The sequence below is a fragment of the Leucobacter viscericola genome (genome assembly GCF_011299575.1).
GTDB lineage: Bacteria > Actinomycetota > Actinomycetes > Actinomycetales > Microbacteriaceae > Leucobacter > Leucobacter viscericola.
On record NZ_CP049863.1, the window covers coordinates 430,066 to 451,772 of the forward strand.

A 21,707-nucleotide genomic window follows, 5' to 3' on the forward strand; every position below is an offset into this window, starting at 1 on the left:
CGGGCACGTTACTGCTGAAGCGCAGCCTGTACGTCGAGGTTGATCGTGACGTCGGAGCCGAGAAGCACGCCGCCCTTTTCGAGGGGTGCGTTCCAGGTGAGACCGAAGTCTTCGCGCTTAACAACGGTTGAGGCCGTGAATCCAGCCTTGTAGTTGCCGTAAGGATCCTCGCCGAATCCACCGAACTCAAGCTTGAAGGTGACAGGCTTTGTCACACCGCGCATCGTCAGATCGCCATCAACGAGGAAGTCTCCGCCGTCTGCGCGTGCTCCGGTGGAAACGAAGCTGAGCTCAGGGTGCTCTTCTGCGGCGAAGAAGTCACCGGTGCGCAGGTGTGCGTCGCGATCCTTCTGGTTGGTGGTTACAGAAGCAACCTCAGCCTTGGCGGTCACTGACGAGTCGAGAGGGTTCTCGCCGGTCACGAACGTTGCGTCGAAGTTCTCGAACTTGCCCTTCACCTTGCTGATCGCGAGGTGACGTACGGAGAAACCAACCTCGGAGTGGGTTGGGTCGATGGTCCAGGTGCCTGCGCGGTAGCCGGGGATCTGCTCAGCGGTGATAGTCATGTTGTGCCTTTCATACGAGTGGTTACTTGCAATAGGACACAACTAATACATGCGCGCGAATATTCCCGCGTTTCTAAAAAAGTTTTTGACGGTTTATCGTGGCCGCCGCTTTGCGCTCTCTCGCGCTAGCAGAACAGTCTCGTTCGCGCCCGCAATTGGGGTGAAGGATCCGTAGCGCCTCGTCGCAGCCTCACCAATCAAGAAGTCGCTGAGCGCGGGATTCTTTGGCAGCAGAGAGCCGTGCAGGTAGGTGCCGATCACATTGCCGGATCGGGCACCTTCCACCCCGTCACGCGGATTATTGCCCGCGCCCTGCTTCACCTTTCCGAGCGGTCGCGATCCTGAACCAAGGGTTGTGTCGCCGCTGTGATTCTCGTAACCAATAATCTCGCCGAACTCTTCCGAGTCGAGCACGATATTGCCGATCATGCGCTCTGCTCCCCCGCGCGTCTCGACGTCAAGCACGCCGATGCCGACGAGCTCGTCGCCCGTGTGGGTGACGAAACGGTGCCCAAAGAGCTGGTACAGGCCGCACACCATGAGCATCGGTGTGCCGTCTGCCGCGAGAGCTCGGATCGAGTCAGCGCGCTGCGCCAGATCCTTCGCGACACGGTTCTGCCCCGAGTCTTGGCCGCCGCCGCCGATGACGATGTCGATTTCGTCGGGCAACGGGTCGCCGGGGTTTACGTCAACGACGCGCGGCGCGAACCCCTGAGCACGAACGCGTCGTGCCAGTGAGAGCACGTTGCCGCGGTCGCCATAGATGTTCATGTCGCGCGGATACAGCGACGCGATCAGGAGTTCAGGGGTCTCACTCACCAGACGTTCTCCACTTCGGTCAGCTCGGCAAGTTCTTTGCGCAGGGCAAGCATGGCTGTGTAGGTGCAGTAAATGCGGCGCGGTTGGTTCAGGCTCGTCTCTCGGAATGCCCGCAGAGCCTCGCTCAGGTTTTCGTGAACAGCTCCGACCTCAACATCATCGTGTTCAAGGCGCAACGCCATGTCCCAAGCACGGGTGCCACTTACCGTGGAAACTCCTTGCGCAGCGAGCGAGGTGAAATCAACGTCCCACAGCCAAGACATGTCACGGCCGTCAGCGTACTGGTCGTTGATCGCGATCATGACCGCGACCCCGGTTGGATCGAATGAAGCCAGTCCGAGACGGAACCCTGCAGGGTTCTTCACGAGCACCAGGTCGAGTGGGAGTCCATCGAGGATCAGCTGCTCGCCGCGACCAAATGCCGGGCGCACCTGCGCGAGCGCCTGCACCAAGTCTTCGTTTGTGGTTTCTGTGCTGTATTTCGAGGGGTGGCCCGGAAGAACCGGTGCCTGAGTCACCATCCGCACGGTCGAAAGCGCCGCCGCCGCGTTGAACGTGTTGTAGAGCCCCTCGAGCTTCAGCTCGGTGCGGAAGTCTTGACCGTCAATGCGGAAGACGGCCTCGTGATCCCCAAGTTCAATGAGCGTGACGTCTGCGTCGGGCCGTTCCTCGGAGTCCGCGACTTCCGTTGCACCAGCGTGGAAGTCGTCGTCACTCGGAAAGGTCGAGAGCAGCGCGTTCGAAAGTCCGAACTCGCGAACGCTCGGCGGCGACACCGTACGAGCACGCGTGCGCTCACCGATCTCAGCGATGAGCCGATCCTCGCGGTTCACCACGAGACCCTCGGTCGTGGCATCGGCAATGCGCTGCAGCAGCTTTGCGGTGGTGTCAATCTCGCCAAAACGATCGAGCTGATCACGCAGCACATTCAGCAGCAGGGTAAATCGTGGTTTCACGCGCTCAATAAAGTACATGGCGTGGGCTTCATCAAGCTCAAGCACCGCAACATCGGCGTCGAGTTTGCCGGTGATACTGCACTCCTGCACCGCGGCAGCGATGACCCCGCGAGAGAAATTGGATCCCGTGCGGTTTGTGAACACACGCAGCCCACGCGCCTCAAGCATCTCAACGATCATCTTGGTGGTGGTGGTTTTGCCGTTTGTGCCACTCACGGCGACAACGCCGTAGGGCAAACGCTGCAGCACCCTGGCGAGGAACCCCGGGTCTAAACGCTCAACCACAAGACCCGGAAGCGCAGATCCACCCCCGCGCAATCGGGCCACCTGCCGCACGGTCTTACCGGTCACGGCGGAGAAAAAATCACGCATGCGACAAGCCTAGTGGCGTGCCGGTAGAGCCGATGCGGCTAGGGTGCGGCGTGGCGGCCACGGGGAGCCTCATCCAGTTCGCGTGGCAACAGTTCCGGGCGCACGCGTTTGGTGCGCTCGATGCTTTGCTCGCGGCGCCACTTTGCAATCGCGGCATGGTTACCGCTGAGCAGGATCGGCGGCACCTCACGCTCGCGCCAGTTTGCGGGCTTGGTGTAGCTCGGGTACTCAAGCAGCCCGTCTTCTTCGTGCGACTCTTCGACCAGGCTCTCGGGGTTACCAACGACTCCGGGAAGTAGACGAGCGATGGCCTCAATCATGGCGATGGAAGCGACTTCTCCCCCGTTCAGCACGTAGTCGCCAATGCTCACGAGCCTGACTCGGCCACGCGCGGAGTACTCGTCGAAGACGCGCTGGTCGATCCCCTCGTAGCGGCCACAACCGAACACAAGGTGCTTCTCTTCGGCCAACTCGCGCGCCATACGCTGGTTAAAAACCTCGCCCGCGGGTGACGGGAAGATGATGACGGGATCGGCTCCTGCACCCGAATCGGCATCCTCGAGGATGCCGTCGAGGGCCTCACCCCAGGGCTCCGGCTTCATGACCATGCCAGCGCCACCGCCCGCCGGAGTGTCATCAACCGTGCGGTGTTTGTCGTGCGCGGAGTCACGAAGATCGTGAACACGCACGTCAATCAAGCCCCGGGACTTCGCTTTACCGAGCAGTGAGAGCTCAAGCGCGTCGAAGTACCCGGGGAAGATCGTGACAACGTCGATTCTCACGCGTCGGGCTCGAGTTCTTCGAAGAGACCGGCCGGGGGCGTGATCTGCACGATGCCCGCTTCGAGGTCAACACTCGGCACAATGGCTTCAACGAACGGAACAAGAACTGTTCCGCTAGGGGTCGCCACCGAGAGCAGATCCTGAGCCGGGAAATGCTGAATCTCAGCAACCGTGCCGACCTTTACACCCTCGCGCACCACGTCGAGACCAACGAGCTGGTGGTGATACCAGGCGTTGTCTTCTTTGCCCTCAGCCACAGCATCCTCGTCAATCCAGAGGATCGCGCGCACGATGCTCTCGGCTGCGGTCCTGTCGATGAGCTCATCGAAGAAACCGACGGGAACCGAATTGAACCAGCGAAGCTCGCGCAGCGTCAGAGTGCGCCCAAACCACTGCGAGTCTTTGGGTACCTGCAGGTGGAAAACCGCCCCGGGCGTGAACCGCAGCTCAGGGTTGTCGGTGTACATCTCAAGCTTCATACCGCCTTTAAGGCCGTGAGGCTTGGTGAGGCGGCCAACACGCAAGCTCCCCGCCCCGCTAGCGGGACGGGGAGCTTCTGCGCGCTTTGGAGCGTCGGCCATCAGCCGTTCACCTCGGCGCCGCTGCCGGCGTCGTCGGTGTCGACAACATCGACGCGAACACGATCGCCGAGCGCGAGTGAGGAGACAAGCGTGCGCAAGGACTGAGCCGTGCGTCCGCCGCGACCGATCACGCGGCCAAGATCGCTCGGGTGCACGCGCACCTCAAGCACCTCACCGCGTCCGGTTTCGCGAGTGTCAACTCGAACCTGATCTTGGTGCTCGACGATCCCCTTTACGAGATGCTCGAGTGCTTCTACAAGCGACTGCTCAGCCAAGGCAATTAGCTTTCGGTGGTCTCGGCAGCAGCTTCTTCAGCCGGTGCCTCTTCAGCGGGAGCTTCAGCACCTTCCTCAGCCTTGGGCTCTTCAGCCTTCTTCTCTACCTTGGGGCGCAGAACGGGCTTCTTGGCAGCGTCTGCCTCGAATGCAACCTTTGCCTCGGGCTGGAGAACGCGCGACTCGGTCTCGCCCTCACCCTTGAACTTGCCCCAGTCGCCGGTGAGCTTCAGGATTGCAGCAACCTGCTCGGTGGGCTGAGCGCCAACCTTGAGCCAGTACTGTGCACGCTCCGACTCAACCTGGATGAGTGAGGGGTTGCGAGTGGGATCGTAGTGACCGATCTCCTCGATCACGCGGCCGTCGCGCTTGGTGCGCGAGTCAGCAACGACGATGCGGTAGTAAGGTGCGCGGATCTTGCCAAAGCGCTTCAGACGGATCTTGACAGCCATGAGTGACTCCTATGTAGTGGGAAACTTGACGTCGCGCCGTTCTTGGTGAACGACACAAAAGCCTAGACGCGCTGGTTCGCGCGAACTTATTAAGTTTGCCACACTGCGCCCAAAAATACAATTCTTGTTGGGACCAGGGGTTTTGTTTAAAAACCTGAGCATGTCAGCCGGTGGAGACACGTCAGCCGGTCGGAAACCTGCATTTCCGACCGGCTGAACTGCCAGCACCGGCCGACGCGCCGAGAGTCAAGCAGAATCCCTAGCGCAGACCCTTGCCAAGCATCTTCTGCAGCTTTGCCATCTCTTCTTCACTCGGTGCGGCACCCGCGCCACCACCAAGCCCGAATCCTGAACCACCCGCGGCGGGAGCCGGAGCCTGCGAAATCTCTGCAGCGCGCTTCGCCGGGTTTCCTGAGCGCTTGGCACCCTTACCCTTTGCCTGCTGCTTCTTCTTGCCGCCGTGGCCACCCATGCCGGGCACGGGGCCCATGCCGGGCACCTGGGGAACTCCGCCGCGTGCGACGGTCTTCATCATTTTGGCGGCCTGCTCAAAACGCTGCACCAGACTGTTGACCTCGGTCACGGTCATGCCGGAACCCTTGGCAATGCGCAGACGACGCGAACCGTTCAGAATCTTCGGGTTTTGGCGCTCGTCCTTGGTCATCGACTGGATGATCGCCTCGGTACGCACGATCTCGCGCTCGTCAAAGTTGTCGAGCTGCTCTTTCATCTTGCCCATGCCAGGAAGCATGCCCATCATCTTCTTGATGGATCCGGCACCGCGCAGCTGCTGCATTTGGCCGAGGAAGTCGTCGAGGGTGAACTGATCCTTCGCGATCTTCTCGGCAACCTTGCGCGCTTCTTCTTCGTCGAAGTTCTGCTGCGCGTGCTCAATCAGCGTCAGAATATCGCCGAGGTCAAGAATTCGGCTGGCCATACGGTCCGGGTGGAAGGGCTCGAAGTCACCGAGCCCCTCGCCTGTAGAGGCGAAGAGGATCGGGCGCCCGGTGAGACTGCGGATCGACAGCGCCGCACCACCACGGGCATCACCGTCAAGCTTGGTCAGTACAACACCCGTGAAGTCGACGCCCTCCTGGAAGGCTTGAGCGGTCGTAACCGCGTCCTGGCCGATCATGGCGTCGATGACAAACAAGACCTCGTCGGGGTCGATGGCCTTGCGAATGTTCGCAGCCTGGCGCATGAGCTCTTCATCAACACCGAGACGACCCGCGGTATCAACGATCACAAAGTCGTAGTGCTTGTTCTTGGCCTCGGCGACACCGTTTTTGGCGACCTTTACGGGATCCCCGACGCCGTTGCCGGGCTCGGGGGCGAAGACTGCAACGCCTGCCTGATCCGCAACGACACTCAGCTGGGTGACCGCGTTCGGTCGCTGCAGGTCACATGCGACCAGCAGCGGCGTGTGCCCCTGGTCCTTCAGCCACTTCGCGAGCTTGCCCGCCAGGGTGGTCTTACCGGCACCCTGCAGACCCGCGAGCATGATGATGGTCGGTGGGTTCTTCGCAAACTCCAGGCGACGCTGTTCGCCGCCGAGGATCGCAACGAGTTCTTCGTTGACGATCTGCACGACCTGCTGCGCCGGGTTCAGCGCTTTGTTGACCTCGTCACCGAGGGCACGCTCGCGCACCGTCGCGGTGAACTGCTTCACAACGTCGAGCGCAACGTCAGCCTCGAGAAGGGCACGCCGAATCTCACGCACCGTGCTGTCGACGTCAGACGCCGAGAGTTTGCCCTTCGCCCGAAGGTTTTTGAAGGTGTCTGTGAGCCGCGAAGACAGAGTTCCGAAAGTAGCCATAGCGAGTTCAGTCTACCCGGCTAGCCAACAAGCTGCTGTGCAAATACGTGCGGGGTGAAACCGGTGAGATCCCCGATCCCTTCTCCCTGACCGACAAGCTTGATTGGCAGTCCGGTCTTCTCTTGCACCGACAGCACAAAACCGCCCTTTGCAGAGCCATCAAGTTTCGTCAGCACAAGACCGGTGACACCGGCGTGCTCAATGAATGCCTCCGCCTGCGCGAGCCCATTCTGACCGGTTGTCGCGTCGAGCACGAGCAGCACCTCGGAGACAGGTGCCTGCTTTTCGATCACACGCCGGATCTTGCCGAGCTCATCCATGAGCCCACCCTTTGTCTGCAGCCGCCCCGCGGTGTCGATAATGGCGATGTCGTAGTTCTCTTCGACCGCCTTCTGCACGGTCTGAAATGAAACCGACGCGGGATCCTGACCCTGCTGCTGGGGCTTCACGATATCGACGCCAGCACGCTCTGACCAGGTTGACAGCTGCTCAACGGCAGCGGCACGGAAGGTATCGGCGGCGCCCACGAGGATCCGCTTGTCAAACGACTTGAGGTAGTTCGCGAACTTGCCGATAGTGGTGGTTTTGCCAACCCCGTTCACACCAACAACAAGGATCACGGCGGGCCGCTCAGACAGCTTCAGCGTCGGATCGTAGGCCGCAAGCCGCTCTTCGATAGCGTCCCGCAGCATGCGCCGCATCTCCTTCACCTCGGTGACACGATGCCGTGTCACGTCGGCGCGGAGCTGATCCAGAATCGACTCGGATACGTCGGGGCCGAAGTCTGCTGTAATGAGCGCGGTCTCCAGGTCATCCCAGGTGTCGTCTGTGATCTGCTCGGAACCACTAAAAATGCCTCGAAACACGTTCGAAAAGGACCACGATCGCTCTGCCATGCCTCGATCCTACCGGCGTCCTCGGTGAGTCATCATCTTGCGCGAACGACACAGCCGCGACATTGCACTTTGGTGTCGGTTCAAACAATTCCGTCAGTTGTGCACGATGATGGCTCCAAGCTCCGCTATATTCTCTGAACATATGTGTTTCTTCTGGAAGCACGATAATTTGTTGGCACAGAGATTTTCGAACAGTTCGAAATGACCGATGGAGGTCTAGTGATTCGCACCGTGTCAGGTAGTCAGGCGCCATACAGGCGCCTCATACTCCTACTTCTCACCGGATTGCTCGCTGTCTGGGGTTTATCTTCGTTGGCCTCACCCGCGGCCCACGCCGTCACCTGCGCACCCGATCCCACGACCGCGTGTCTGCAGGGTGTCATCAAAACGAGCGCGGGGGTGCCTGCTGCCGGTGTCAAGCTGGAGTTGAAAGCAACGAAGGCACCCGGCCCCCAGCAGGTCACGACCGATGAGGCTGGCAGCTGGTCGTTCTCCATCGATAAGGCCGGCGAGTACGTCGTAACGGTTGACCCCGCGACCCTTCCGAAGGGGCAATTTCTCAAGGGTCAGGGATCCCGCACCATCTCAATCGAACTCTTCAACACGGGCAGCGCCCTGTTCCCGCTGACGGACGATGCTTCCGCCGCCGCTCCCGCGGGCGGCGACGACACAAAGGAAACTACGAAGCCTTCGACAAACACGTCTCAGGCCGAGACTGGCGCTGCAACCACCTCCGCCTCGGGCGAGTTCTCGTGGCCTCGTCTGTGGCAACAAGCGGCTTCAGGTATCCGCATGGGGTTGCTGCTGTCGCTCGCGGCGGTGGGCCTCTCACTCGTCTACGGCACAACGGGTCTCAGCAACTTCGCCCACGCCGAGATGGTCTCAATGGGCGGGATCCTCGCCTTCCTCTTTATGTCTCTCACCGGCAACATCTGGCTGGCCGGTGGCATCGCCGTGTTGCTCATGGCGTGTTTTGGTTGGCTGCAGGATGCAGTGCTGTGGAAACCTCTGCGGCGAAAACGACTGAGCCTCATGCAGCTCATGATCGTCTCGATCGGCCTCTCGATCGTGCTGCAAAACGTGTTCCAGTTCTTCTTTGGCGCGAACGTCTTGCGTATCGACCCGAGCACACCAAAGACCGTCCAGCTGTTTGGCGTCACGCTAACTGTGCAGTCTTACATCGCCATGGGAATCGCGCTCGTCGCAATCATCGGTGTCGGTCTGGCGCTCAAGTACTCGAGATTTGGTCGAGCAACCCGTGCGGTGTCAGATAATCCCGCCCTCGCCGAGGCCTCGGGCATCGACGTAAACCGCGTGGTGCGAGTGGTGTGGATCGCCAGCTCCGCGCTCGCGGGTCTTGCCGGTGTGCTGCTCGGTCTTGTACTCAACGGCATCTCTTGGAACACAGGCTGGCAGTTCTTGCTGCTGCTCTTCGCGGCGGTTGTGCTCGGTGGCATCGGCACCGCCTTCGGCGCCGTGGTTGGCGCCATGATTATTGGCCTGATCGTCGAGATGGCGAATATCTGGCTGCCCGGTGATCTTAAGCACGCCGCGGCACTCTTCATCCTCATCATCGTCTTGCTGGTTCGGCCACAGGGCATCTTCGGTCGTAAAGAGCGGATCGGTTAAGGACAATCATGGGCTACCCACTCGAACTCCTGCAGGCAATTCTGCAGACCGCGCTTTCTCCGGTAACCGCCGCGTTTGTGATCGCCGCTATCGGCCTCAACATTCACTTCGGATACACCGGACTCATGAACATGGGCCAGGCGGGCTTTATGCTCATCGGCGGCTACGGCTTCGTCATCTCCGTCATGAACGGTCTCGGGTTCTTCCCCGCAATTCTGATCTCGGTGATCGCCTCAATGCTGTTTGCGTTGTTGCTCGGGATCCCGACACTGAAACTGCGCGGCGACTACCTCGCTATTGTGACCATCGGTGCCGCCGAGATCGTGCGTATGGTCGCAAGGCTCGCGAACCTCTCGGCCATTACCGGCGGCCCGAGCGGCATCCAGAGCCCGAAGTTCCGCATCGAATTCAATGCGCTCTCTCCCCTGCCTGAGGGTCGCACCGACCTGTTTGGGCTGGGGATCCTCGACTACAACAACACCGGGGTCGATGACTGGTGGTCCCGAATCGTAGCGTGGGGCCTCGTTGCACTCTTCCTGCTGGTGACCTGGTTGCTCATACGCAGCCCGTGGGGCCGCGTGCTCAAGGGCATTCGCGAGGACGAGGACGCCGTGCGCAGCCTCGGCAAGAGCACCTTCTCGTACAAGATGCAGGCGCTCATGATCGGCGGCGTGATGGGCGGCATTGGCGGCATCATCATGGCAATGCCCGCGGCGATCAATCCCGACGGTATGGGCCGCGCGACAACCTTTAACCTGTGGATGATCATGCTGCTCGGCGGTGCCGCCACCATCTTCGGCCCGCTCCTCGGCTCGATCCTCTTTTTTGTTGTGCGCCTCGTCATTTCAAGCCTCGCCACCGAGTACGTGCCCTCCACCATTCTGAGCGCGCAGCAGACTGAGATCGTGTCGTGGATTCTCATCGGTCTCATGCTGATGCTGCTCGTCATATTTAGACCGCAAGGCATACTCGGGAACAAAAAGGAGCTGTCGTTCAATGTCTAGCATTTCGGATTCCGCACAGCAGACCATTCCCGGTTACCCGTACGACCGCGAGGCGCTGCGCTCGACGCTGCGCACGCTTGATCAGACCCCGGGCGTATCAAAACCCGATGCGATCCTCACCGTCGACAACATCGAACGCAAGTTCGGCGGCATGACGGCGGTCGATGTGAAGCACCTTGAGGTGCAGCGCGGCGCGATCACCGCGCTCATCGGGCCGAACGGAGCGGGTAAAACGACCTTCTTCAACCTGCTCACGGGCTTTGACCACCCCTCGAAGACAAGTGGTGCACCCCAGGCGCAGTGGTCGTTCGAGGGCCAGAGCCTCGGCCGCACTAACGCGACCAAGGTTGCACGCGCGGGCATGATCCGCACCTTCCAGCTCACCAAAGCGCTCAGTCGCATGACGGTGCTTGAGAACATGCTGGTTGGGGCTCGGGATCAGCCGGGCGAAAACCTCTTTGTTGGTCTCATAAAGCCGCTCTGGATCAAACGCGAGCGCGAGAACATCGAGCGCGCTGAAGAGCTACTGCGGCGCTTCAAGCTCGATGCGAAACGCGACGACATGGCCGGCAGCCTCTCGGGCGGCCAGAAGAAGCTGCTCGAGATGGCGCGTGCGCTCATGGCGAATCCGTCGATGATTATGCTCGATGAGCCCATGGCTGGCGTGAATCCTGCGCTCACACAGAGCCTGCTCGATCATATTCAGATGCTGCGCGACGAGGGCACCACGGTGCTCTTTGTGGAGCACGACATGCACATGGTGCGCCACATCTCGGACTGGGTCGTGGTGATGGCGCAGGGTCAGCTCATCGCGGAGGGCCTTCCCGAAGACGTCATGGGCAGTGAGGCCGTTGTTGACGCCTACCTGGGCGCTCACCACGATCGTGACCTCGGTGATGACGACATGCTGACAACCGGGCTGATGCGCGCCATTGAGTCCGAGATCGCCGACGAAGTGGCACAGGACGATGCGGAGGAAGCGCGATGAATGAGACTACTGACATTGTGATGCGCGCGGATCACCTCGACGCCGGGTACCTGCCTGGTATCAACATTCTCAACGATTGCTCGCTCGAGGCGCGCCGCGGTGAACTCGTTGGCATCATCGGCCCCAACGGCGCCGGCAAGTCGACCCTGTTGAAGGCGCTTTTTGGGCTCGTCAACATTCGCAGCGGTCGTGTGCTGCTTGAGGATCGCGACGTGACCGGTCTCAAGACGAACGAGTTTGTGCGCGCTGGTGTCGGTTTTGTGCCGCAAACCAACAACGTGTTCCCCTCGCTGACCATCGAGGAAAACCTGCAGATGGGCCTCTTTCTCAAGCCCAAGGAGTTTGTGGATCGCGCTGCCGAGATGTGGGAGTTGTTCCCCATGCTCGCGGATCGCCGGAAGCAGCTCGCGGGATCGCTGTCTGGTGGCGAGAGGCAGTCGGTCGCCATGGCTCGCGCCCTCATGATGAAGCCGAGTGTGCTCTTGCTCGACGAGCCGAGTGCAGGCCTCTCCCCCGTGCGACAGGACGAAACCTTCATTCGCACCCGCCAGATCAACAAAACCGGTGTCACGATCATCATGGTCGAGCAGAACGCCCGTCGCTGCCTCCAGATCTGTGACCGGGCCTACGTGCTCGACCAGGGCACCAACGCCTACGAGGGCCCGGGACGCGAGCTCGCAAACGATCCTCGAGTCATCGAGCTCTACCTCGGTACGCTCGCCCAAGACGTCGAGGCGAAAGCGAAGGACTAGTTCGGGCCAGTGAGACAGTAAATCCAGGCACGGGCGTTCCCAAATCACCACCTTGGCATGATTAGACGGCTATGCCATAGTGGCACATATGGACATATTCGAACCAAATAATGGCATCGAAACGATCCCAAGTCCGTTGGGGAAATTTCAGGCAACTTGGACCTTGAACGGGCTTGCTACTCCTTGGCCGGTCGTGTCGCGCGTTGATGCGCTCACTTCTCACGTGGTATGGCAGTCACCTCAAGCAGCTCAAATCAGTTTTGAGTGGGGAAGGATCCCCACTTCCTACGAGGTATCTGACTGCTGGGCAGGAATCTGGCGGGTTGAAGCTCAACAGGTGGTTACAGGCTTACGCCTTACTTTTCAGGCGCCGCCAATCGGTCCCGAATGGGAAGGGGGACACAATTCAGGCGAGCATTTAGTCGCGGCACGTTATTCCGATCCCACGACAAACGTCTCAATAGGCACCGCCGACCTCGAGATTCTTCAATATCGAGTAAGTAAGACACTACTTCCCCCCTTGCCAGACCACTGGAAGGAACCATTGAGTGGCTATTCTTCGCCTTTTGAACCATATCTGGCTTCAACTCCAGGCATGATTTGGGATTTGCCAACTTTGAACCCGAACGACTCCGTAGAGTTTCATGTAATCATTGCGTGGGATCCTGATCCAGATTCAGTCATTTCATGGCTCGCCGTTGATGAACCGATCCTGAACGTAAAAACCGCTCTCTACAGATCCCTGTAACCGAAATTCTGCAGTTCGGCCCGTGTAACTGGTCGACTAGATAACCATGTCTGATGAACCGAAGTTGACTTCTAGTTCGGCCCTGAGAAGAGCTCAAATCCGAGCTTTGTGATGAGGCCCGCGACAATGATGAGGAAGAGCACACGCACGAACCCTGCTCCCCGCTTAATCGCCATCCGCGATCCGAGATAACTACCCACGATGTTCGCAGCGCCCATAACCAACCCCAGAGGCCAAAGTACAACCCCGAGCGGGATGAAGAGCAGAAGAGCACCGAGGTTCGTCGCGAAGTTCACGATCTTTGCCTGGGCGCTCGCCATCAGAAAGTCGTAGCCCAGCACCCCGACCAGCGTGATGATCAGGAAGGTGCCGGTGCCGGGCCCGATCAGGCCGTCGTAGAACCCAATAACTGCACCGGCCGCACCGGCGATAACAACGTGTTTGGCGCCGTGGTACTTCAGCTTGGTGACCGCACCCAGTGAAGGTTTGAAGATCGTGACAAGCGCGACACCGACGAGTGCGATCAAGATAATTGGTTTGAACACCGCGGGCGGGAGAAACGCCGCAAGCGATGCCCCGCTAAAAGCCGCCGCCAAGGCGATCCCGGCCATGGGAAGAACGGTGCGCAGGCTGGGCCGCACGCTCCTGTAATAGCTCACACTGCTCGTCGCAGTGCCGAACACAGAGGCAAGTTTGTTCGTCGCGAGCGCCTGCAGCGGTGTGATCCCGGGCACGAGCAGCAGTGCCGGCAGCTGCAACATGCCGCCTCCGCCGACCACCGCATCGATCCAGCCCGCGGCAAACGCCGCGAGCACGATGAGAATAATGCCCTGCCAGTCAAGGCCTTCCGGGGCAAACGCAAACGATGTGAAAAACGGGCTCAATCAGAACGGCTTTCGGTGGGAGTAGTGGGGCTAGGGAATCAGGCCTAGGTTGCCCCACTACTCCCGGTCTTGCACCGAGATAACCTCGGTAATCGTACCCTCCGGGTGCAAGCGCGGGTCTCCCGGCTCGACCGGCGCGGGGTCGGTATGTGAGCCGCGGGTGCTGAGCGCTTTGTTGCTGCGTCGAAGCCGCAGCTCGAGCATGCGAGCAATACCCGACAGGATCAGACACATGACGACGTAGATGCCGCCAATAACAAACGCAGACTGCAGCAGTGGCTGCTGGAATTGCCCATTGCTGCTCAGCTGCTTTGCTAAGTACAACAGCTCGGGGTAGGTGATGATAAAGCCGAGCGCCGTGTCTTTCATAGTGACCACGAGCTGGGCAACGATCACGGGCAGCATGACTCTCACGGCTTGCGGGAGAAGGATCAGCCGCATGACACCGTTCTTACGCAGACCGATTGCGTAGCCGGCTTCTTTCTGTCCGCGCGGCAGCGACTCGATACCGGCGCGCAGGGTCTCAGCAAGCACGGAGCCGTTGTACGCCACGAGCGCGATAACGACGGCCCAGTACGGATCCATCTTCACTCCGACAGAGGGAAGCCCGTAGTAGAGCAGCATCATCATGACGAGCACGGGAACCGCTCGGAAGAGTTCCGTCACGGTGGTGATCGGAGCACGAACCCAGCGGTGCTCTGAGAGACGCCCGATCGCCAGCGCAAAGCCGAGGACCAGGCTCAGCACCGCTGCGAGCCCAAACGCGGCAAGCGTTTTGCCGAGGGCCACGAGGATCTGGTTCCACACTGCCGAGTAGGTAAAGATGCCCCACTTCGCCGCCGAGAACTGGCCCGAGAGTGCAAAGCGGTACACAATTAACCCGAGAACTGCGGCAACAACAATGACTGTGGCGACCGCGATGAAGCGGTTTCGCACGATCGCTTTTGGGCCGGGCACGTCATACAGAACTGAGGTGCTCATCGCACGATCCTCCACTTCTTCTCAAGGCGGTGTTGCACCGCACTCAGCAGCAACACCAACACCACAAACACCAGTGCGACCAACAGCAAGACCTCCATGGGGCTACCGGGGCGACCGGCAGAGTCATTGACGGTGGCGCGAAGGGCGGCAAGCTCCGAAACAGAGAAGCCCGCCGCGATCGTGGTGTTCTTGAGCAGTGCAATAAACACGCTCATCATCGGAGGCACAACCGAACGGAACGCCTGCGGCAGCACCACCAAGGTCATGACCTGACCAAACGGCAACCCGATCGCGCGTGCGGCCTCTGCCTGACCGACGGGAACCGTGTTGATGCCAGCTCGCAGCACCTCCGCAACATAGGTTGCGGTGTAGATGCCGATGGCGATGATCCCGAGCACCATCGGGCTGAGCCGTGGCAAGCCGAGAGCCGGATACCCAAGCACAAAGAAGAAGAAAACGAGCGTCAACGGGGTGTTTCTAATGATGTTGACGTACACCATGCCCACACCGCGGGCAATCGGTACGGGTGAAACCCGCATCGCGCCGATGATGATTCCCAAGATGAGCGCAAACACGCCGCCACCCACAAAGACGATCAGGGTGTTCTGAATCGCGGTTCCCCAGAGATCCAGGTTTCCGAAGATGACGTCCATTCGTCTGCCTTCTGTGCTGTAGGAGCTCGGGAGCGGCTTGACCGCTCCCGAGCACTAGGGGTTTTAGTAAGCGTTGACCTTCGGCTGGTCAACCGTAATGCCGGAGCCGCCCAGGTTCTTCTCGAAGATCTTGGTCCAGATGTCGCCACCGTCGGTCAAGGTCTTGTTCATGTGAGCGCGCAGTACGTCGTCACCCTTGGGAAGGCCAATGCCGTACTCTTCCTTCGTGAGGAGAGGGCCGGTCGTCACCATCAGGTTGTCAGGATCCTGCGCCGCGTAGCCAATGAGAATCGCTTGGTCGGTGGTGACGGCGTCAACCTGACCGTTCTTGAGGTTCTCGACACACGCTGAGTACAGGTCGAACTCCTGCGTCTTGATCTTGGGGAAGTTTTCCTTGATGTTCTGGATCGGCGTCGATCCTGTTGCCGAACACACCGTCTTGCCGTTGAGCTCTTCGAGCGACTGGTAGTCGGGGCTGCCCTTCTTCACGAGGAGGCCCTGACCGGTGACGAAGTATGGACCGGCGAAGTCGACGTCGTTCTTACGCTTGTCGTTGATCGAGTAGGTGCCGACGTAGTAGTCGATGTCACCGTTCTTGATGGCCTGCTCGCGGTTTGCCGAGGCAATCGCCTTGTACTCGATCTTGTTCTCGTCAAAACCAAGCGAGGCCGCGATCCAGCGGGCAATGTCAACATCGAAGCCACTGCGCTCCTGGGTGACGTTGTCGAAGTATCCGAGGTTGGGCTGGTCTTCCTTGACACCGATAATGACTTTGTCGCGCTTCTTCATCGCGTCAAACGTCGGGCTGCCGTCGAGAGATACACTCTCGGCCACGGTCCACGGATTCTTGCTATCGCTCGACGAACCGCCGTCCTTGGAGTCAGACGGGCTGCCACTCGTGCAGCCGGTGAGGGCGAGAGCAGCGGCGCTCACGAGGCCAATCGTTGCAAAAACTTTCTTGAAGCGCATAAGCGTTTCCCTTCGGTTGGGGTTAGGGGGCCAAAACGGGCACCCCCGGGTCTAACTAGTGGGTAATGAGTTTGGAGAGGAAGTCGCGTGCGCGATCAGTCTTCGGGTTCGTGAAGAACTCCTCAGGAGAGCCCGTCTCCAGAATCTGTCCGTCCGCCATAAACACGACGCGATCCGCAGCCTTGCGGGCAAACCCCATCTCGTGGGTTACGACGACCATGGTCATGCCCTCTTTCGCGAGGCCAACCATCACGTCGAGCACCTCGTTGATCATCTCGGGATCGAGCGCGCTCGTTGGCTCGTCGAAGAGCATCACTTTGGGCTGCATTGCCAGTGCCCGGGCGATCGCAACGCGCTGCTGCTGTCCACCCGACAGCTGCGCTGGGAACTTATCGGCCTGCTTTTCGATGCCAACCCTGGCGAGGATCTGCAGGGCCTCACGCTTTGCATCGGCCTTTGAGTAGCCGAGCACCTTAATGGGGCCGAGCGTCACATTCTCGAGAATCGTGAGGTGAGCAAAGAGGTTGAAGGACTGAAACACCATGCCGACCTCTGCCCGCAAATGCGCAAGCTTTTTGCCCTCTGCGGGAAGCTCGGTGCCGTCGATTCGGATCGAACCGCTCGTAATGGTCTCAAGCCGGTTGATGGATCGGCACAGCGTCGACTTTCCTGACCCAGATGGCCCGATGACAACAACTACCTCACCGCGCTCGACCGAAAGGTTGACATCCGTTAGCGCCTGAAATTCACCGTAGTGCTTCTGCACGTTCTCAACGACAACCAGTGGATCGCTCGTACTCATCCCTGTTCCACCTTTGGATCATGACCGCGAACGAGCGCGTGCTGCGCTGCCTCGGCAAACCATTTGACTATCTAGGTTGCTCGGGCAAGTGTGCTCACCGTCGAACCGTTCTGCCTCAGGTTACTGAGCCGACCCGCCGGAGGTCATGGGTGTTGAGGGTATCTTGAGTTTGGGCTTGAGCAAATCTTGAGGTTCGAGATTTCTGTGCGTTTAAGAGGCGTTTCGGCTCTCTACGTAGTACTCCTGAGCCCCGGGGTGCAATGGAACCGGCGACGTAAAAATGGCCTGTCTTCGGTCGAGAAGAGCAACAGCGGGAACCGTGTGAGAAATCTGCGCGCTCGATTCAAACAGCAGTTTTGTGGCCTCGTACACAAGCTCGTCGGGAACCTTCGATGACGTCACCAGGTAGTTGGGAACCATCATTGTTTCCACGTTACCCGTGGTGCCGTAGGCGCCAAGCGGCAAGTCTGACACCCGGTAGACACTGGATCTGCCGAGATCCATGCGCTCGACGGTTTCGGGACCGATGGGAATCATGCGTAGCGGTGTGGTCTTCGAGAGCGTCTCGATACCGGGGGTGGGCACACCGCCAACCCAAAAGAACGCGTCGATTTCGCCCTGCTCGAGTGCCGCGACGGAGCCGTGCAGGCCGAACTCACGACGCTCGTAACTCTTCTCCGAGACCCCTGCCGCCGACAGCACACGATCCGCGATCACCATGACCCCCGAGTTCGCCTCCCCCACGGAGACGCGAAGACCCGCAAGGTCAGACACCCGGGTAGCTTTCGAGTTCGCGGGAACGACCAGCTGAACATATTCGTCGTAGACTCGGGCGACCGCGGTAATTGGAAGCGGGCTGTCAAAGGCGCCTTCTCCGGCAACGGCGTCAGCGGCGGTGTCTGCCTGCGCAAACCCAAGCAGAGCTTCTCCCCGTCCGACTCTCTTGAGGTTATCGACGGAGCCGCCGGTTTCTTCAGCAACGATGTCAAAGCCGGCGTCGCGCATCTGCTTCGCGAGACCCGAGCTGTACGCGTAATAGATGCCGGTGGAGGCTCCCCCAGCAATCGTTTGGGGCCCCGCGCTGCGAGCAACACCGCTGCAGCCCGCGAGCGCGGAGACGGCAAGCAGGGAGACGAGCACGCCAGCCGCAGCCCGGGCGAGCAGTCGCGACTTTTGGGTGTGTTTGAGACTACGCACGCGCCGCCTCCGATGTGTCGGGTGCGAGACCCGGGTGGGAGCTCTCCGCGGGCAGGCAGAGCGCCACCCGGAGCCCTCCGCCCGGAGGCGAGTCGAGCACGATCCTGCCGCCAAGCGAGTCCATCAGGTCTGAGGCGATCGCGAGCCCAAGTCCCGACCCCGCCAGGTTTTGGTCGAGAGAGCTGCGCCAGAAGCGGTCGGTTGCAAGCTCGAGTTGTTCGGTGCTGAGACCGCGGCCTCGATCTCGCACAGTGATGACATGTTCACCATCTAACTCGGCAACGGCTACGTCGACCGCGGTGCCCTCAGGGGCAAACTTGAGAGCGTTGTCGATGATGGCATCGAGCGCGCTTTCAACCCCTGTGCGGTCGGTCACACTCAGCATCACTGGCCCCTCACTCGCGCGCACCTCGACCCCCTGCTCGGCTCCACGGTCTTGCCAGGCCGCGGCTCTATCTGCCGCCATCATCTGCAGATCGACCGCCGCAAAGGTGGAGTCGGTCTTGCCAACTCGGGCGACATTCAACAGTGTGTCCAAGATACGGGACATGCGTTTGCCCTCTTCACGGGTCCGTTCGATGTCTTCGTCCCATCCCTCTTCGAGCCCCGTTGCGAGATATTCCACCCGCAAGAGCAGGGCCCCAAGCGGGTTACGCAGTTCGTGAGAGGCGTTCAGCACGAACTCCTGCTGTCGAGTCATCACTCGCTCAATCTCTTCGGCCATCTGATTGAACATACGAACCATACGCTGTACCTCGGGCGGACCGGTGTCACCCGTGATCCTCGCTCCCATCTCTCCGCTCTCGATGGCGGCCATGGCCGCGTCGACACGGCGCAGTGGTTTGAGCACCCAACTTGCAAGTCGGTACACAGCCCAAATGAGGAGGGCTACGCAGAGCGCTCCCCCGAGCAACAGCACCGCCCACTGCGTAAAAATGGCGCGCTGAGAAGCTTCGATCCCGGCAGAGATCCTCACCGCACCGATCACGCTGTTGTCGTCAAATACGGGTTCGACAATCACGGTCTCGTTGAGGTCCCACGGCAGCGCTGATTCGGCTGGATCGCCCCGTCGCCCAGACAGCGCAAGTCGCACCTGCTCCATGTCTTCTTCGTTGACCGCAACATCACCCGTGCTGACCCAGGGCGTGCCTGAGCGGTCGTAAATGACGATCTGCGTGTCGTAGAGCGAACCAAACCTGCGTAGTTCGCTCTCGATGAGGTTCGGATCCTCTGCGCGCAGCGCCTGGCGTGCACCCGGCACAAAGTAGCTGAGATCCCCAAGTAGCTGCGCGGTAGTGTGCTGCTGAATACTTCTGGCCGCGCTCCAGCCGTATGCACCACAGAGCACAAGCAGTATGAGTATCGCGGGTAAGAGGAAAACCACAACAAGGCGTCGACGCACTGTCAGGCACCCATCAGTCGGTATCCAACACCGCGCACCGTCACAATGAGCTCGGGGCGATTGAGCTTGCGCCGGATGGAGGCGACGTGAACCTCAAGCGAGCGACTAAACCCCGACCAATCCGTCTCCCACACCTCGCGAATAATGCGGTCGCGCGGCGTCGTGACCCCCGGGTATCGGGAGAGCACCGCAAGAATGTCGAACTCTTTCGGGGTGAGCTCAACGGGGAGGCCGTCAGCGTGAACCAGGCGAGCCGTGAGGTCGATGGCCACCCCGTCGATCTCAATAACGGCTTGATCGACCAGCGTGATCGGAGCGGTTCGAGTGCGCCTGGTGACAGCCTCAATGCGGGCGATCAACTCGCGCACATCGTAGGGTTTCACCACAAAGTCGTCGGCACCCGCCTGCAGACCCTTGATGCGAGCCTCAACGTTGCTGCGTGCGGTTGCGATGAGGATCGGAACCCCACTGATACCGCGAATGCGTCGGCACACGTCAAGCCCGTCCATATCGGGAAGTCCAAGGTCGAGGATCACCGCTTCAGTTTCGGGACCAACCGCGGCAACGGCGGAAGCACCATCACCAACCTGACGAGTGGTGTAGCCATCCCTGCGAAGATACGCGCTCAGCGCGTCGGCCATACGCGCATCGTCTTCAACGATCAATATCTGCATCACCACTCACCTCCTCTGTACATCACACTCGCTCCATACACACAATAGCGAGCCGCGGGACCCACTTGGAATCCCGCGGCTCGCTAGTGCCGAGTGAATTAACCCTCGATCTCACCAACCGCGACCGGGTTGTTCTTGTTGTCGTACTTGTACAGACCAATGAGCGCCGTCGAGGGCTCATTGTCCTTGTTCAGAGGGCCGCCACCAGCCTGGCCCTTGTAGTGAATCTTCTTGCCGTCCTTGATGAGCGCGGCGCAGGTCTTGAAGGTGTCGCAATCGTCGCCACCCTCGCTACCCGAGACCGAGTGCAGGTTCTTCACGATGGTTTCGGTGTCGGTCGCGCCACCCTGCTCGGCAGCGAGTGCAACGAGCATAACCGCGTCGTAGGCCTCAGGAGCAAAGTTCAGGCTCTTGCTCACGTCTGGTGAAGCCTTCTCAAGCGCTGCCTTAAACTCCTTGTCGGCGATACGGCCCGGGGTCGTCGCCTGGGCGCCCTCAAGCAGCCCTGCGTCAAACTCGGGGTACGGAACCGCGTTGCCGTCAACGAGGTACAGCTTCGAGAGATCAAATCCCTGCGCGGCGAGCTCTGGGATCGCCTGCTTTGCCTCGACGTAGCTCACCATCGCAACGGCGTCAGGCTTCGTTGCGAGCGCAGCCGTGACCTCAGACGCAAAAGCGGTCTGTGCCTCGGGGAACTCCTCGCCCTTGCCCTTGGCGCCGTAGGTGACCTCGGCGCCACCGTCTTCAAGGGTGGACTGCAGGTTGTCGCGCAGACCCTTGCCGTAGTCGTTGTTCTGGGTGAGCACGGCAACCTTGGCGTTGCCGTCCTTGAGAATCAGGTTGCCGAGAGCACGGCCCTGAATAATGTCGGAGGCGATGGTGCGGAAGTACAGCTTGTTAATGCCCGCGAGTGCGATGCCGGTGTTCGAGGGCGATCCCATCAGGATCCCCGCCTCGGTCAGCTTCGGCATCGCCGCATTGGTGTTGCCGGTTCCCATGGCACCCAGCACAAATGCCGGTTTTGCCTTGATAATCTCGTCGACGCTCTTCGCCATGATGGTCGGATCAGTGGGGTCGTGCTCGTTTGCCTCGACAACAACCTCAACATCTTTGCCCAGCACGCCGCCGGCATCGTTGATCTCTGAGATCGCAAGCTTCACGGCTGCCTGGGGTCCGTAGATCAGGTGCTCAAGTGAGCCCGTCTGCGGAAGCAGGGTGCCGATGCGAAGAGCTTCGCTGCTGCCCTCAGACTTGGTGTCTTTCGAGTCGCTGGAGTCGGAGGAGCTACTGCAGCCCGATAGCACGAGCGCTGCGCTCGCGAGGAGCGCGAGTGCGCCAACTGCTTTTTTGGAGGTGGCCTTCATTGGCAACTGCCTTTCGTCATCGAAACGTCCCACTTTTAGGACTTGAAGAAGAGCCTAACGTTCCCAGTACTTAACACCACATTTCACAGTGCGCTGAGATGAAACCGTTAGCATTCTTCGACACTACGTCTGTGCGACTCTACAA

At 60.1% G+C, this 21,707-nt stretch carries 23 protein-coding genes; 5 read left to right on the plus strand and 18 right to left on the minus strand.

Translation table 11 applies throughout. The features are described from left to right. Positions 1-8 precede the first annotated feature (8 nt). The 9 genes from G7068_RS02030 to ftsY form a co-directional block, all read right to left on the minus strand. Positions 9-566: a YceI family protein gene (locus tag G7068_RS02030; protein WP_166288151.1), complete on the minus strand. Its 558-nt coding sequence runs from the start codon at positions 564-566 to the stop codon at positions 9-11. A 93-nt stretch (positions 567-659) separates the two neighbouring features. Then, the gene (locus G7068_RS02035) at positions 660-1,385 is read right to left on the minus strand and encodes a type 1 glutamine amidotransferase (protein ID WP_244304613.1); all 726 of its coding nucleotides are present in this window, start codon (positions 1,383-1,385) and stop codon (positions 660-662) included. Further along, positions 1,382-2,713 (minus strand): Mur ligase family protein, encoded by a 1,332-nt coding sequence (locus G7068_RS02040; protein WP_166288154.1) that lies wholly within the window; start codon positions 2,711-2,713, stop codon positions 1,382-1,384. The genes G7068_RS02035 and G7068_RS02040 overlap by 4 nt, the downstream gene beginning before the upstream one ends. Before the next feature lie 38 nt (positions 2,714-2,751). Then, on the minus strand, positions 2,752-3,495 hold the full coding sequence (trmD, locus tag G7068_RS02045; protein WP_166288157.1) for a tRNA (guanosine(37)-N1)-methyltransferase TrmD: 744 nt from the start codon (positions 3,493-3,495) through the stop codon (positions 2,752-2,754). Beyond that, a complete protein-coding gene (gene rimM, locus G7068_RS02050; protein ID WP_166288160.1) occupies positions 3,492-4,076 on the minus strand; it encodes a ribosome maturation factor RimM in 585 nt (194 codons plus the stop codon). Before rimM ends, trmD begins: the two co-directional genes overlap by 4 nt. Further along, on the minus strand, positions 4,076-4,351 hold the full coding sequence (locus G7068_RS02055; RefSeq protein ID WP_166288163.1) for an RNA-binding protein: 276 nt from the start codon (positions 4,349-4,351) through the stop codon (positions 4,076-4,078). Before G7068_RS02055 ends, rimM begins: the two co-directional genes overlap by 1 nt. Before the next feature lie 5 nt (positions 4,352-4,356). Beyond that, complete coding sequence (rpsP, locus tag G7068_RS02060) at positions 4,357-4,803, minus strand: 30S ribosomal protein S16 (protein WP_166288166.1); 447 nt, start codon at positions 4,801-4,803, stop codon at positions 4,357-4,359. Positions 4,804-5,062: 259 nt separating this feature from the next. After that, a complete protein-coding gene (gene ffh / locus G7068_RS02065; protein ID WP_166288169.1) occupies positions 5,063-6,619 on the minus strand; it encodes a signal recognition particle protein in 1,557 nt (518 codons plus the stop codon). A 20-nt stretch (positions 6,620-6,639) separates the two neighbouring features. Next, positions 6,640-7,515, minus strand: a complete 876-nt coding sequence (gene ftsY / locus G7068_RS02070; RefSeq protein ID WP_166288172.1) for a signal recognition particle-docking protein FtsY — start codon at positions 7,513-7,515, stop codon at positions 6,640-6,642. 312 nt (positions 7,516-7,827) lie between these two features. Here ftsY and G7068_RS02075 point away from each other — a divergent pair, with 312 nt between their 5' ends. From G7068_RS02075 to G7068_RS02095, 5 genes are all read left to right on the plus strand, one after another. Beyond that, positions 7,828-9,144: a branched-chain amino acid ABC transporter permease gene (locus G7068_RS02075; RefSeq protein WP_244304614.1), complete on the plus strand. Its 1,317-nt coding sequence runs from the start codon at positions 7,828-7,830 to the stop codon at positions 9,142-9,144. Positions 9,145-9,152: 8 nt separating this feature from the next. Then, a complete protein-coding gene (locus G7068_RS02080; protein ID WP_166288178.1) occupies positions 9,153-10,148 on the plus strand; it encodes a branched-chain amino acid ABC transporter permease in 996 nt (331 codons plus the stop codon). Beyond that, positions 10,141-11,136 (plus strand): ABC transporter ATP-binding protein, encoded by a 996-nt coding sequence (locus G7068_RS02085; RefSeq protein WP_166288181.1) that lies wholly within the window; start codon positions 10,141-10,143, stop codon positions 11,134-11,136. The genes G7068_RS02080 and G7068_RS02085 overlap by 8 nt, the downstream gene beginning before the upstream one ends. Beyond that, positions 11,133-11,888, plus strand: coding sequence for an ABC transporter ATP-binding protein (locus G7068_RS02090; protein WP_166288184.1), 756 nt, complete (start codon positions 11,133-11,135; stop codon positions 11,886-11,888). Before G7068_RS02085 ends, G7068_RS02090 begins: the two co-directional genes overlap by 4 nt. Before the next feature lie 88 nt (positions 11,889-11,976). Further along, the gene (locus G7068_RS02095) at positions 11,977-12,636 is read left to right on the plus strand and encodes a hypothetical protein (protein ID WP_166288187.1); all 660 of its coding nucleotides are present in this window, start codon (positions 11,977-11,979) and stop codon (positions 12,634-12,636) included. Between the two features lie 71 nt (positions 12,637-12,707). Here G7068_RS02095 and G7068_RS02100 read toward each other — a convergent pair whose 3' ends face one another. The 9 genes from G7068_RS02100 to G7068_RS02140 form a co-directional block, all read right to left on the minus strand. After that, positions 12,708-13,520, minus strand: a complete 813-nt coding sequence (locus G7068_RS02100) for a TSUP family transporter (RefSeq protein WP_244304615.1) — start codon at positions 13,518-13,520, stop codon at positions 12,708-12,710. Between the two features lie 57 nt (positions 13,521-13,577). Beyond that, positions 13,578-14,501, minus strand: a complete 924-nt coding sequence (locus tag G7068_RS02105) for an amino acid ABC transporter permease (RefSeq protein WP_166288190.1) — start codon at positions 14,499-14,501, stop codon at positions 13,578-13,580. Beyond that, positions 14,498-15,154 (minus strand): amino acid ABC transporter permease, encoded by a 657-nt coding sequence (locus G7068_RS02110; RefSeq protein ID WP_166288193.1) that lies wholly within the window; start codon positions 15,152-15,154, stop codon positions 14,498-14,500. Before G7068_RS02110 ends, G7068_RS02105 begins: the two co-directional genes overlap by 4 nt. Positions 15,155-15,217: 63 nt before the next feature. Further along, entirely contained in the window at positions 15,218-16,123 is a 906-nt protein-coding gene (locus G7068_RS02115; protein ID WP_166288196.1) for a glutamate ABC transporter substrate-binding protein, read from the minus strand. 55 nt (positions 16,124-16,178) lie between these two features. Further along, complete coding sequence (locus G7068_RS02120) at positions 16,179-16,925, minus strand: amino acid ABC transporter ATP-binding protein (RefSeq protein WP_166288199.1); 747 nt, start codon at positions 16,923-16,925, stop codon at positions 16,179-16,181. A gap of 210 nt (positions 16,926-17,135) precedes the next feature. Continuing rightward, positions 17,136-18,122: a TAXI family TRAP transporter solute-binding subunit gene (locus G7068_RS02125; RefSeq protein ID WP_244304616.1), complete on the minus strand. Its 987-nt coding sequence runs from the start codon at positions 18,120-18,122 to the stop codon at positions 17,136-17,138. After that, positions 18,115-19,506, minus strand: coding sequence for a sensor histidine kinase (locus G7068_RS02130; protein ID WP_244304617.1), 1,392 nt, complete (start codon positions 19,504-19,506; stop codon positions 18,115-18,117). The genes G7068_RS02125 and G7068_RS02130 overlap by 8 nt, the downstream gene beginning before the upstream one ends. Positions 19,507-19,526: 20 nt before the next feature. Further along, a complete protein-coding gene (locus G7068_RS02135; protein WP_166292953.1) occupies positions 19,527-20,198 on the minus strand; it encodes a response regulator transcription factor in 672 nt (223 codons plus the stop codon). Between the two features lie 98 nt (positions 20,199-20,296). Beyond that, positions 20,297-21,562, minus strand: coding sequence for an ABC transporter substrate-binding protein (locus G7068_RS02140; RefSeq protein ID WP_166288205.1), 1,266 nt, complete (start codon positions 21,560-21,562; stop codon positions 20,297-20,299). Positions 21,563-21,707 lie beyond the last annotated feature (145 nt).